This is a genomic window from Microbispora sp. NBRC 16548 (assembly GCF_030268985.1).
In the GTDB taxonomy this organism is placed as follows: Bacteria; Actinomycetota; Actinomycetes; order Streptosporangiales; family Streptosporangiaceae; genus Microbispora; species Microbispora catharanthi.
On the sequence record NZ_BSSF01000028.1, the window covers coordinates 49921 to 62589 of the forward strand.

The 12669-nt window shown below is 69.8% G+C and carries 13 protein-coding genes; 8 read left to right on the plus strand and 5 right to left on the minus strand.

Annotation, left to right across the window (positions count from 1 at the left end; genetic code table 11):
- Positions 1 to 22: 22 nt before the first annotated feature.
- Entirely contained in the window at positions 23 to 859 is an 837-nt protein-coding gene (locus tag QSK36_RS40865; protein WP_285786133.1) for an undecaprenyl-diphosphate phosphatase, read from the plus strand.
- The gene (locus QSK36_RS40870) at positions 856 to 2346 is read left to right on the plus strand and encodes a hypothetical protein (RefSeq protein WP_285786134.1); all 1491 of its coding nucleotides are present in this window, start codon (positions 856 to 858) and stop codon (positions 2344 to 2346) included. Before QSK36_RS40865 ends, QSK36_RS40870 begins: the two co-directional genes overlap by 4 nt.
- Positions 2347 to 2369: 23 nt before the next feature.
- On the opposite strand, the gene QSK36_RS40875 is transcribed toward QSK36_RS40870, so the two are convergent.
- On the minus strand, positions 2370 to 3572 hold the full coding sequence (locus tag QSK36_RS40875) for an MFS transporter (protein ID WP_285786135.1): 1203 nt from the start codon (positions 3570 to 3572) through the stop codon (positions 2370 to 2372).
- 455 nt (positions 3573 to 4027) lie between these two features.
- Here QSK36_RS40875 and QSK36_RS40880 point away from each other — a divergent pair, with 455 nt between their 5' ends.
- Both QSK36_RS40880 and QSK36_RS40885 read left to right on the plus strand, forming a co-directional pair.
- Positions 4028 to 4921, plus strand: a complete 894-nt coding sequence (locus tag QSK36_RS40880) for a rubrerythrin family protein (RefSeq protein WP_285786136.1) — start codon at positions 4028 to 4030, stop codon at positions 4919 to 4921.
- A 55-nt stretch (positions 4922 to 4976) separates the two neighbouring features.
- Positions 4977 to 5534: a DoxX family membrane protein gene (locus tag QSK36_RS40885; RefSeq protein ID WP_183541917.1), complete on the plus strand. Its 558-nt coding sequence runs from the start codon at positions 4977 to 4979 to the stop codon at positions 5532 to 5534.
- Positions 5535 to 5703: 169 nt separating this feature from the next.
- Here the strand turns inward: QSK36_RS40885 and QSK36_RS40890 are convergent, their stop codons facing one another.
- The gene (locus QSK36_RS40890) at positions 5704 to 6324 is read right to left on the minus strand and encodes a DUF305 domain-containing protein (RefSeq protein ID WP_285786137.1); all 621 of its coding nucleotides are present in this window, start codon (positions 6322 to 6324) and stop codon (positions 5704 to 5706) included.
- Between the two features lie 75 nt (positions 6325 to 6399).
- Positions 6400 to 6819 carry a DUF6153 family protein gene (locus QSK36_RS40895; RefSeq protein WP_285786138.1) on the minus strand — a complete coding sequence of 140 codons (420 nt, stop codon included), beginning with the start codon at positions 6817 to 6819 and terminating at the stop codon, positions 6400 to 6402.
- A gap of 258 nt (positions 6820 to 7077) precedes the next feature.
- Between QSK36_RS40895 and QSK36_RS40900 the strand changes: the two genes are divergently transcribed.
- A complete protein-coding gene (locus QSK36_RS40900; protein ID WP_285786139.1) occupies positions 7078 to 7437 on the plus strand; it encodes a BlaI/MecI/CopY family transcriptional regulator in 360 nt (119 codons plus the stop codon).
- Positions 7438 to 7466: 29 nt separating this feature from the next.
- On the opposite strand, the gene QSK36_RS40905 is transcribed toward QSK36_RS40900, so the two are convergent.
- Positions 7467 to 7913, minus strand: coding sequence for a lamin tail domain-containing protein (locus QSK36_RS40905; RefSeq protein WP_285786140.1), 447 nt, complete (start codon positions 7911 to 7913; stop codon positions 7467 to 7469).
- A 262-nt stretch (positions 7914 to 8175) separates the two neighbouring features.
- Here QSK36_RS40905 and QSK36_RS40910 point away from each other — a divergent pair, with 262 nt between their 5' ends.
- The 3 genes from QSK36_RS40910 to QSK36_RS40920 all read left to right on the plus strand — a co-directional run bounded on the left by QSK36_RS40910 (position 8176) and on the right by QSK36_RS40920 (position 12189).
- Entirely contained in the window at positions 8176 to 8400 is a 225-nt protein-coding gene (locus tag QSK36_RS40910) for a hypothetical protein (RefSeq protein ID WP_183541927.1), read from the plus strand.
- A 421-nt stretch (positions 8401 to 8821) separates the two neighbouring features.
- On the plus strand, positions 8822 to 11497 hold the full coding sequence (gene adhE, locus QSK36_RS40915; protein ID WP_285786141.1) for a bifunctional acetaldehyde-CoA/alcohol dehydrogenase: 2676 nt from the start codon (positions 8822 to 8824) through the stop codon (positions 11495 to 11497).
- Between the two features lie 50 nt (positions 11498 to 11547).
- A complete protein-coding gene (locus QSK36_RS40920; protein WP_285786142.1) occupies positions 11548 to 12189 on the plus strand; it encodes a response regulator transcription factor in 642 nt (213 codons plus the stop codon).
- Positions 12190 to 12367: 178 nt separating this feature from the next.
- On the opposite strand, the gene QSK36_RS40925 is transcribed toward QSK36_RS40920, so the two are convergent.
- Positions 12368 to 12669: sensor histidine kinase (locus tag QSK36_RS40925; RefSeq protein ID WP_285786143.1), on the minus strand; the 302-nt coding region annotated here is incomplete at its 5' end.

Here is a 12669-nt window from a genome sequence, read left to right on the forward strand (position 1 = left end):
TTGAGAAAGAGTCGGACCGCCGATGAGTGATATCAGTGTCCTGCAGGCCGTGGTGCTCGGTGTCGTCGAGGGGGTGACCGAGTTCCTGCCGGTCTCCTCCACGGGCCACCTGAAGATCGCCGAGGGCCTGATGAGTGTCCCTGTGAGCGACGCCGCGGTGGTCGCCTTCACCGCGGTGATCCAGGTCGGGGCGATCGCCGCCGCGCTGGTCTACTTCTTTCCCGACATCGTCCGTATCGTCTCCGCCTGGTTCCGCGGCCTGTTCCGGCCCCCGGAGCGGCAGAACCACGACTACGCCTTCGCCTGGTGGGTCGTCTACGCCACGATCCCGATCGTGGTCGTGGGACTTGCCGCCAAACCGCTCATCGAGGGCCCGCTCGCCTCGCTGTGGGTGGTGGCCGGCTCGCTGCCGGCCGGCAGCGCGGTGATGTGGCTCGCCGACCGGATGGGCCGTCACAAGCGCGGCGAGGCCGACACCGGTCTGAAGGACGCCATGCTGGTGGGCTCCTCTCAGATTCTCGCCCTGCTGTTCCCCGGCTTCTCCCGCTCCGGAGCCACGATGTCCACCGCACTTCTCCTGGATCTGGACCGGGTCGCGGCCACCCGGCTGTCGTTCCTTCTCGGGATCCCCGCCCTGACGGGAGCCGGTCTGTATGAGCTCAAGGACGCCGTCGGCGCGGGGGTCGGCCTGGCGCCACTGGTGGTGGGCACCGCGGTGTCCTTCGTCGTCGCCTACGCCTCCATCGCCTGGCTGCTTCGGTACGTCGCCCGGCACTCGTTCAACGCCTTCGTGATCTACCGGATCGTCGTCGGGGTGCTGCTGTTCGCGCTGCTGGGCGCCGGAGTGGTCAACGCATGACCACCCGGGTCGCTGCCCGGCCGTGGAAGGGGGCGCATGGCCGGCCGAGCGTACGGTTCCCGTGGCTGGCCCTGGTGGCCGCCGGCTACGCGGCGGCCCAGCTGGCTCTCGCCGCGCCGCACCTCGGGCTCGGCTGGGACGAGACGGTGTACCTGTCCCAGGTCGACCCACGCAATCCGGCCGCCTACTTCAGCGCGCCGCGTTCGCGGGGCATCAGCTTCCTGGCGGCCCCCGTGCTGGCCGTCACCGGTTCCGCCCCCGTGCTCAGGACCGTGCTGGCGCTGCTGTCGGCCGCCGCGCTCTATGCCGCGTACCGCGTCTGGCGCCCGCTGCTCGGGCCCGGCCGGACCACGCTTGCCGCCCTGCTGTTCGCAGGACTGTGGACCACCGTCCTGTACGGGCCTCAGGCCATGCCCAACCTGTGGGTGGCACTGTCAGCGGTGGCGGCGGTCGGCTGGTTCCTGCGCGCCCATGAGCCCGGCGCGTCCAGGGCGGTGCTCCTCGGCCTGGGCGGCGCCGTCGCGGCAGCCACACTTTTCCGCTTCTCCGACGGCGTCTGGCTCGCGGCGCCGCTGCTGGCCGCCTGCGGCATGGTGCCCGCCTGGCGGCGCTCGGCCCCCGCCCTCGCCATCGCGGGCGGGCTCGCCGCGGGCGGCGCCCAGTGGATCGCCGAGGCGTACGTGCGATGGGGCGGCATCGGCGCCCGCCTGCACGCCTCCAGCGCCACCGAAGGCGGCATGGGCCTGCACTGGGCCGGCGGAGACGCCTGGCGCAGCCTCAACGGACCCCTGTTGTGCCGCCCCTGCGCCGTCCCCCTGACCCACCCGGAACTCACGCTGTGGTGGCTGACCCTTCCCGCGCTCGCGCTGACGGCATGCGTGGTGGCCCTGCGCACCGGGCGGACGGCGGAGACCGTGCTGTCCGCCGGTTGCGCCGCCGCGCTGAGCGTCCCCTACCTCGTCCTCATCGACTACTCCGCGCCACGCTTCTTCCTTCCCGTCTACGCCCTGCTGGCCCTGCCCGTCGCCACCCTGGCCGGCCGTACGGTGCGAGCCGTCCGCCCGGTCCCCGCGCGTACCGCCGTCGCCGGCGTCCTCGCCGCGCTGCTCGTCGTACACCTGACAATGCAGTACACGGTTCTCCAGGAGATGGACGCCGACGCACGAGCCACCACCGACCGCTACCAGGCAGTCGCCGAGGACCTGCGCCGCCTCGGCCTGCACGCGCCCTGCCTGGTCACCGGCAGCCACTCCCAGCCGATCGGCTACTACGCCGGCTGCGCCTCCGCAGACGTCAGCGGCAACAACCGCAACATCACCGAAGCCGCCCTGCTGCGCCGCGCCGCAACCGAACTCACCGCAGCCCTCGCCAAACCACCCTCCGGACCTCCCGGCTACGCCCACGCCTGGGCCGCCCACCGGCTTCGAGGCACCGGCTACACCGCCTACCTCCCTCCACCTGCACCCGCGAAGCCCCCGGTCCCCTGAGCATGAGCACAAGCACGATTCGTCTACTGCGCCGTAGCCGTACTGCGGCGCGACGCGAGACGGATGAGCACCGAGCCGAGGACCAGCAGGAGGGCGAGTGCGGCGTAGCCGTAAGTGAGGGTGGCGAGGGTGGCGACGGCACCGACCAGCAGCGGGCCGCCCGCGTCGCCGAGTTCGCGCCCCAGTTCGGCGGCGCCCATGGTCTGGCCGAGCCGTTCGACGGGGGCGGCGGCGGCCAGGACGGCGAAGCCGAGTGGAGTGATCAGGCCGGTTCCTGCACCGATCAACGCGGCGGCACACAGCACACCGGCCAGGCCCGGCAGCAGCGCGCATCCCAGGCCCGCCGCCGTGAGCAGCAGTCCTGCCGTGATGCCGCCACGCGAGGTGATGCGCCCGGCGTCCAGCGCACGCCCGGCCCTGGGCTGGACGAGGGCGGCGCAGCCGGCGAGCACCGACACCGCGGCGCCGGTGGCCACCGTGCCCAGCCCGGCCGCCGCGCCGGAAACGGGAAGGAAGCCGACCCCTGCCGACAGCGCGGCGGTCGCCGCGGCCAGCGCCGCCGTCGGGGCCAGGAAGGCCGGGTCGACCAGCCGGCGGGCCAGGTCCAGCACCGTCTGCCGGGCCTTGGGCAGTGGGGGCACGGCCGGCACCGTGAGCGCTCCCCACATGGCGACCGCAGCGCCCAGCACAGCCAGCACGCCGAACAGCACCCGCAGTCCTTCCGCCCACACCAGTGCCCCGCCAAGCAGTGGGCCGAGGGTGTAGCCGATGGACTTGTAGAAGCCGTAGGAGCCGAACGCCCGGCCGTGCCCGGTCGCCGGATTCAGCCGGGCGACCAGCGCGGAGGCCGCGGGGGAGAACGCGGACGCGGCGGCGCCCTGCCCCAGGCGGGCCGCCCACAACCAGGCAGGGCTGCCCGCCAGGGCGTACACCGCCGATGCGACGGCGAAGGCGGCCAGCCCGCCGAGCAGCACCGGACGGGCGCCGACCCGGTCCGCGAGCGTGCCGAACAACGGCTTGAGCAGCACCTCGGCTCCGTCGTACAGGGCCAGCAGGCCCCCCAGCACCATCAACGAGGTGACCGCGTTTTCGGAAAAGCCTCCAAGGTTGGCGGCGATGCCGTGAGCCCCGAACGCGGTGGTGAACCCCGCCGCGTACAGCGGCCACATCTGCCGCCGCGGTGCCGCCTGCGCAATCTTCGCCGAGGTCTGCTCCGCCGAGGTCATGGGGCCTCCTGCCTTGTCCGATGCAGGGCGGTGAACACGCGTTCCGCGCAATACTCGCAGGCATCGGCACACACCATGAGGCTGGTCCCGCGGTTGATGGCGATCTCCGTCGCTCTGGCCTGGATCAGGCCGAAGTAGCCGGCGATGTAGAGCTTCCGTCCGCCGTGCGCGGGCGATCACCCCCGGCGCAGGCCCTGCCGGAGGCGTTGCCACTTTGCCCAATCCCGCCCTAGCCCAGTGTGCTTCGGGAGGTTCGGCTGGAGCGTGGGGGTACCACGGTCAGAGAATGCGTCAATCCGTCGGAACTTCGGCGGCTGGGCAAGAAACCACTCTGCTTGTGCCGCACCGCACGCACATCGGGGGGTCGCATGAGAACCCGAGGTCTCGTCTGCTGGAGATCCTGTCTTACGACCGCGGGCACGGTCGCCCTTCTCTCTGTAGGAGCCGGGAGCGCGATGGCCGCGTCCGCTCCTCATCCGGACGATGTAGACCCGTCCACGCGTACCAACGTCACCAATTCCATGAAGGGTGAGGCGTTGGCGAACGTCACCTACCGCGCGTACGCGAAGCAGGCCGACAAGGAGAACCTGCCCGACGTCGCCGCGCTGTACCGGCGCACCGCGCACACGGAACTGCGTGAACACCTCACCGAGCAGGCGAAGCTGCTCGGCCTGGTCGGCGACAACGCGGCGAACCTACGCGACAGCATCGGCGGTGAGTCCTACGAGGCGACGACGATGTACAAGAAGTTCGCCGAGCAGGCCAAGGCGGACGGCGACCAGGAGGCCGCCAGGGTCTTCTCAGAAGTCGGCCAGGACGAGGCCAAGCACCGAGAGAAGTTCCTCCAGGCGCAGAAGGCCATCACCGACCCGTCGTCCGGGGCGACGATCCCGACCGACGTGCGGGCCAAGCCGGTGGAAATCCAGGCCGGTGCGCCCAAGGTTTCCTCCTCCCGGACGCTGGAGAACCTGCGGACGGCGATGAAGGGCGAGGCCTTCGCCTACGCCAAATACACGCTGTACGGAGACAAGGCACGGGAGACCGGGCAACCGAGACTGGCCCGGCTGTTTCACCGAACGGCCGCCGTCGAGCGCACCGAGCACTTCGCCGAGCACGCGAATCTCGCCGGCGCGGTCCGCGACACCGGGACCAACCTGTGCGCGACGATCAAGGGGGAGACGTACGAGGGTACGCGGATGTATCCCGATTACGCCCGCCAGGCCTCGGCGGCCGGTGACACCGAGGCGGCCGATGTGCTCAACGGCACCGCGAAAGACGAGCTGAAGCACGCGAAGGCCTTCTCCGGTCAAGTGTCCAAGCTCGGCAAGCAGTGCCCCACGTCGAGCTGACACTCCCCGCTGTGGAGGCGGGACTCCTCGGTAACACTCCTCAGGGGCGGTGGTGATGGCCGGTTCTGGACACAGGGGCGGCGCCGCGGCCGGTCACGTCGCCGAGCACGGTGCGGGTGGTGCGGCCACTCGTCCGAGCGACTACATCTGGGCGCTGGTCCGGATCTCGATCGGCTGGGTGTTTCTCTGGGCGTTCCTGGACAAGACCTTCGGCTGGGGGTTCGGCACTCCCGCCGACCGTGCCTGGGTCGGGGGAGCGAGCCCGACGACGGGGTACCTCAAGGGCACAGCGAGGAAGCCCCTGGGTGCGGTGTTCTCTCCCCTGGCCGGGCACGCGTGGGCGGACTGGCTGTTCATGCTCGGCCTGCTGGGCGTCGGCGTGGCGCTGATCCTGGGGGTCGGATTGCGCCTGACGGCGGTGTCGGGCGGGTTGCTGCTGCTTCTCATGTGGGCGGCCGAGCTGCCGCCCGAGCACAACCCGTTCATGGACTATCGCCTCGTCTACGCACTCGTCATAGTGGGACTGGCCCTGGTGAACGCCGGGGACACCCTCGGATTCGGCAGGTGGTGGGGGAACACGGCGCTGGTCCGGCGCTACCCGTTCCTCAGATGAGAGGTCGCGCAGCGGCTGACCATGCGCTGGATTCGGCTGAGGGACGACAGAGCACTCTCAGTAAGGAAGCGGCAGGCATCATCACGCCGAGTGTCACCAGTACGGCGGGGACGCCGACGGCGGTGGCGGCGGTGGGCGACAGGGACCCGTCGCCCACCCGCCGGGAGTCCTACCGCAGGAGCTTCTTCATGGTGCTGATCTCCGCGGACTGGCTGGTGATGATGGAGTCGGCCATCTGCTTGGCCGGTTCGTAGACGCCGGCTTCCTGCTCCTCCTCGGCCATGGTGATGGCGCCCTCGTGGTGCTGGATCATCATCGTCAGGAACGCCTTGTCGAAAGCCGCGCCCTTGAGGCCTTCGAGCTTCTTCATGTCCGCGCCGGACATCATGCCGGGCATGCCGTGGTCCATATGGTCCATCGGCATGCCGTCCTCGCCGGGGGCCTGAACGCCCCAGCTTTCGAGCCAGCCGGTCATCGTCTGGATCTCGGGATCCTGGGCGGCTTCGATCTGCTTGGCCAGTTCCTTGACCTTGCTGCTGCCGGCGCGGTCCTCGGCCAGCTTCGCCATGTCAAGGGCCTGGCGGTGGTGCGGGATCATCATCTTTGCGAACCAGATGTCCCGGTTGTTGTGGTCCGCGGCCGGGCTGGTGGCAGGAGCCGGCGATTCGGCAGGCGTCGCGGACATCGACGAAGTGGCGGACATGTCGCCGGTGGCGGTGTCCGTGGAGCCGCAGGCACTGACGAGCAGACCGGCCGAGAGCAGAGCGGCGGGAATGGCAAGACGCTTCATGGATGAACACTCTCCGTGTGTAGGTGCAGGCAGGTAGCTGGAGCTCGACGGCAGGCAGACCGTCGAGTGCGCCTTCTACACCCGGATCACACAGAGTTGCGCGAGAGTCGGCCCTCGGGGGCGGGCGGTCGGGCCGCGGGGGAGGAGCGCCCGCAGGAACAGCCGGATCGGCGGGGCGAAGATGCGGCCGGCAGCCACCATGACGAGGAAAAGTAGTAGGACCGACCCGGCCAGGAGGAGGGCGAGACAGACCTGGCCGCCACCGTGCCCCGGGTGGGGAGAGCCGGGTCCGTCGCCGTGCCGGTCGTGGGGCCCCGCCATCGGCATCGCCGAATCACCGGTCTGAGCGGAGTGCAGGGCCAGAACGCTCGGAGTGGGTAGGGGCCCAGGTGAGGGCTGCAGTCCGTGCATGGCCAGTAGACCGCACAGGACGGCGGCAAGCAGGAGCAGCCCGCTCAATGGAGCGAGCCTGCGCGCCGCACCGCCCGTAGTCACAGTGGACACGTTACCCACGGATACGCGCGCTTCCCGCATCGCCTCGCAATGCCTTCCTAAGCACTTACTACTACCCGTACTAGTGATCGTGATGGGGGCTGGCCGTGAAGTCGTAAGAGCTGCTGGGGGGACGCCCGCTGATCCCGTCGCCTGACCGACCGTCGCGACGCCTGTGACAGGAGTCCGGCATCGATGACCGCTTTGTCGGGCCGGGCCTGACCTACTACGTTACCTAGGAAGGACCAAGGCGGAGGAGACGTGCGCGAGTTCGGCAAGCTCGAGGCGGCCGTGATGGACCGCGTCTGGGCTATCGGCCGGCCTGTGTCCGTACGCGAGGTGCTGACCGAGCTCCGGAAGAGCCGCGACATCGCCTACACCACGGTGATGACGGTGATGGACACCCTGCACGGCAAGGGCTGGCTGCGCCGCCGGTTGGAGGGTCGCGCCTACAGTTACGAGGCTGTGGCCTCGCGCGAGGCGTACACGGCGCGTTTGATGCGCGGAGCGCTGGCGACGAGCAACAATCAGGCGGCGGCGTTCGTGCACTTCCTCGCCGAGCTCACCCCCGCGGAGGCGGAGGCGCTTCGGCAGGCTTTGAAAATCGTGCCCCCGAGCTGATCTCCGCCCATCCTGCGGGGCGAGCCTCGTCAGCAGATCTTGTAGCTGACCTTGGTGGAGTTGTACGAGCAGGAGTCGATGAGCTTGCCGCCGGCGTTGCGCAGGGAGGCGGTGTCCTTGTCGTTGTTCCACACGTAGTTGCCCATTCCCCAGTAGCGGGTGCTGGTGCCGCTCTTGCCCGAGCCCGTGCGGATGGTGATGGTCTTCCCGGCGGGAATGGAGAACGCGGGGAAGGTGTAGCGGTGGCGGGAGGTGTCGGCGAGCGTCCATCCGGTGACGGCGACCGTCTTGCTCGACGTGTTTTTGATCCACACGTATTCGGCGTTCAAGCTCGTGTTCGAGCGGGTGTCCTTGCCGGGACTGTCGTAGTAGATCTTTGTGATCTGGATCGCTGGGCCGGCCGCGAGCGCGGGCGGAGAAGCGACGAGTAGAGCGCCGACCGAGACCGCGGCCGACAACAGGAGACGAGTGCGCATGGGGGACTCCTGACAGGGTGAATGACAGGAGTGAGGACGAGCGACGCTGCTGGATGGTTGCCTCGGCTCACTACCTGGAACCCCAGGAAGCATGCGAGTCTCGCAGGAGGACATCGAGAGAGGCCCAGCCGCTCGGTTATAGAGATCTTCTACTCGGTGTGGATTTATCTCCCGTGGCCGCCGTTGAGGCCGTCCGGGGGAGAAAACTCCACCTGCCCGTGGCAACTCGTGATCTTGACCAGATAGTGCTTACACCGTGAACATGCTCCCCGAATCCCATGTCCACTCTGGTTGGCGGATCCTGCGGAGTGATACCGGACGGCTCTGGGCGACCCGCGACCGCGCGTTCGACCGCGCAGCCGAGATGGCAGGCGCCTTCCGCACTGTCGATGCCGACGACCTCGGGCAGCTGCGAGCGCAGATCGAGCAGCAGGAACGCATCGCGCACGCGGTCGTGTCGAGGAGCGTCGGCACCGCCCCGAAGTGAGGCCCGCCCACCTACGCCACGAGAGCACTCGCCGTTTCCGCCGCCCGGCTGTCCCGACGGATCACGGCCGAGTAGCCTGCGCGTCCAGTCCGGCCAGGGTGACCGCGACCAGGCGGTGGACCGCGTCGAGGCTGTCGACCGTGCCTCGACGCCACCGGCCTCGACATCGCCGGCGCCGCGGAACGCAAGGCACGCGATTCGTGCTGAAAATCGCGCTGATCACGTGGGCTCGCCTCCGAGTTCGCCACCGCAAGGCTGCCGGCACCTCCGATGAGTCGTGAGGCGGCTACGGCCTGGTGGTCGCCGTCCTTGGCTGGAGAGGGACCGGGCCCGGCCGACGACCGCCGAATCGATGACCTTGGTCCTTGGGGGCGGGGCCCTTGCGCAGCGGTGCGGGCGCGCCGGCATCAGAAGGATGAAGGTGACAATCCGGCCGACCGAGCCCCACGAGGTGATCCAGATGACCGACTCCCCGACCGGAGCCGCCCTGCCCGCCGACGTGCACGCCGCGATCGACACGCTGGTGACCGGCGCGCTGAAGGCACTGACGGAGTACGAGTCCTTCACCCAGGAGCAGGTCGACCACATCGTCAAGAAGGCGTCCGTCGCCGCGCTGGACCGGCACGCCGCGCTCGCCCGCCTGGCGGTCGAGGAGACCGGCCGCGGCCTGTTCGAGGACAAGGCGGTCAAGAACATCTTCGCCTGCGAGCACGTGACCCACAGCATGGCCGACCTCAAGACGGTCGGCGTGGTGTCCCGCGACGAGATCAACGGCATCGTCGAGATCGCCGATCCCGTCGGGGTGGTCTGCGGCGTCACGCCGGTCACCAACCCCACCTCGACCACGATCTTCAAGGCCCTGCTGGCGTTGAAGACCCGCAATCCCATCGTGTTCGCGTTCCACCCCGCGGCCCAGCGCTGCAGTGCCGAGGCCGCCAGGATCGTCCGCGACGCCGCCGTCGCCGCCGGCGCGCCCGAGCACTGCGTCCAGTGGATCGAGAAACCCTCGCTGGAGGCGACCGGCGCGCTGATGCGGCACGAGGGCGTGTCGGTCATCCTCGCCACCGGCGGGAACGCCATGGTGAGAGCCGCGTACTCTGCGGGCAAGCCGGCGCTGGGCGTGGGGGCGGGCAACGTCCCCGCCTACATCGAGCGGACGGCCAAGCTACGCCGGGCGGTGCACGACGTCGTGCTGTCCAAGACGTTCGACAACGGCATGATCTGCGCCTCCGAGCAGGCCGTCATCCTCGACGAGGAGATCTACGACGCCGCGCTGGGCGAGTTCGCCCGGCTGCACGCCCACGTCGCCACGCCGGAGGAGAAGGCGAAGCTGGAGGAGTTCGTGTTCGGGGTGACGGCACACGGCGCCTCCTGCTCCGAGGCCAGGCTCAATCCCGACGTCGTCGGGCGGACTCCGCACTGGATCGCCGAGCAGGCCGGGTTCGCCGTGCCGCCGGACACCTCCCTGATCCTCGTCCCGGTGGACGAGGTCGGCCCGAACGAGCCGCTGACCAGGGAGAAGCTGTGCCCGGTGCTCGCCGTGCTGCGGGCCCGCACCCGGGAGGAGGGCATGGTCCTCGCCGAGCGCATGGTCGAGTTCGACGGCCTCGGGCACAGCGCCGCCGTCCACACCGAGGACGCCGCCCTCGCCGAGACGTACGGCACGCGGGTGAAGGCCGTACGGGTGATCTGGAACGCGCCCTCCTCCCAGGGCGGCATCGGCGACATGTACAACGCGTTCCTGCCCTCGCTGACCCTGGGCTGCGGCAGCTACGGGCACAACTCGGTGTCGAACAACGTCTCGGCCGTCAACCTGATCAACGTCAAGCGGGTCGGGCGGCGCAACAACAACCTGCAGTGGTTCAAGGTGCCGCCGAAGATCTACTTCGAGCCGAACGCGATCCGCTACCTGGTGGACATGCCGGACATGCACCGCGTCACGATCGTCACCGACGCCGTGATGACCCGGCTGGGGTACGTCGACCGTGTCACCGACGTGCTGCGGCGGCGCGGCGAGCGGGTGGCCCTGCAGATCATCGACGACGTGGAGCCCGAGCCGAGCGTGGCGACCGTCGACACGGGCGCCGACCTCATGCGCGCCTTCCGGCCCGACGTCATCGTCGCCCTCGGCGGGGGCTCGGTGATGGACGCGGCCAAGGTCATGTGGCTGCGCTACGAGCACCCCGAGGTCGTCTTCGCGGACATGAAGGAGAAGTTCTTCGACGTCCGCAAGCGCGCCTTCCGCTTCCCGGCCCTGGGCGAGCGCGCCCGCCTCGTGTGCGTGCCGACCACCTCGGGCACGGGCGCGGAGGTCACGCCGTTCGCCGTGATCACCGACACCGTGACGGGCAAGAAGTATCCGCTGGCCGACTACGCGCTGACCCCGAGCGTCGCGATCGTGGACCCGGTCCTCGCCGCCGACCTGCCCCGGGTGGTCACCGCCGACAGCGGCTTCGACGCCCTCACCCACGCCATCGAGTCGTACGTGTCGGTGTACGCCAACGACTTCACCGACGGCCCTGCCCTGCACGCCGTCAGGATCATCTTCCGGTATCTGGAGCGCGCGGTCACCCGCGGCGCCGCCGACCCGGAGGCCAGGGAGAAGATGCACAACGCCGGCACGATCGCCGGCATGGCCTTCGGCAACGCCTTCCTCGGGATCGTGCACGCCATGTCCCACACGCTCGGCGCCACCTTCCATGTGGCCCACGGGCGCACGAACGCCATCCTGCTGCCGCAGGTGATCCGCTACAACGGCACCGTCCCGTCGAAGCTGTCCGGCTGGCCCAAGTACGAGGACTACCGCGCCCCCGAGCGGTTCCAGGAGATCGCCCAGATGCTGGGCCTGCCCGCGGCCACGCCGGCCGAGGGGGTCGAATCGCTCGCCGCGGCCGTCGAGCGCCTGCGCGACGCGGTCGGGATCGAGCGGTCCTTCCGGGACATCGGCATCGACGAGAAGGCGTTCGTCGACGCACTCCCACAGCAGGCGCTCAACGCGTACGAGGACCAGTGCGCGCCGGCCAACCCCCGGATGCCGATGCTGGAGGACATGCAGGCGCTGATGCGGGCCGCCTACTACGGGCGTTCCCCGGAGTAGCCGTCCGTCTCCGGTGTGTGCGTACACCGCGAGGGTTTACCTTATGAGGCATGATTCGGGTGTTCCTGGTTGACGACCACGAGGTCGTGCGGCGTGGTGTGGCGGCGTTGCTGGACGCCGAGGACGACATCGAGGTCGTCGGCGAGGCGGGGACGGCCGAGTCGGCGGTGGCCCGCATTCCCGCGCTGAAGCCGGATGTGGCGGTGCTCGACGTGCGCCTGCCCGACGGCGACGGGGTGGACGTGTGCCGTGAGGTGCGTTCGAAGGTGCCCGGCCTGGCGTGCCTGATGCTGACCTCCTATGCCGACGACGAGGCGCTGTTCAACGCGGTCATGGCCGGGGCGGCCGGGTATGTGCTCAAGCAGATCCACGGCTCGGACCTGGTCGGCGCGGTGCGCACGGTGGCCGGTGGGCAGTCGCTGCTCGATCCGCAGACCACGGCCGCGATGTTGCACCGGCTGCGCGACCAGGCCGCGAAGAAGGACCCGCTGGCCGCGTTGTCGGACCAGGAGCGGCAGATCCTGGAGTTGATCGGCGAGGGCCTGACCAACCGCCAGATCGGCGAGCGGATGTTCCTGGCCGAGAAGACGGTCAAGAACTACGTGTCCAACCTGCTGAGCAAGCTCGACATGCAGCGCCGCACCCAGGCCGCCGCGCTCGCCGCCCGCCTCAAGGCCGAACACCGGCAGTGACATCAAGCAGACGAGCCGAGCGATGTCACCGTCGCCGCGGTCGACGTCGTGGCACCGGATCCACGGCACGTCTCGCCCCATTGTCATGTGCGCATGCCCGAGGCTGCGGCTCGACAGACGGATCAGGAGACGTACCGCGGCCGGCGGAGGCGGCGGCGTCCTCACGCGCATGAGGTGATCAGCCCAGCGGGACGCTCCATTCCAGTCGGGCGCCGCCGGCCTGGGGGGAGGTGAGGGTGAGGGCGCCGCCGAGTCGTTCGGCGCGGTCGGCGAGGTTGCGCAGGCCGCTGCGGCGGCCCTCGGCCGGGATGCCGACGCCGTTGTCCTCCACCACGAGGGTCAGCCGACCGTCTGCGGCGTGGACGGCGACGTCGGCGCGGGTGGCCTTGGCGTGGCGGACGAGGTTCGACAGGGCCTCGCGCAGGACGGCGAGCAGGTGTTCCGCGACCTGTGCGGGCACGTCGTTGTCGAGCCGGCCCT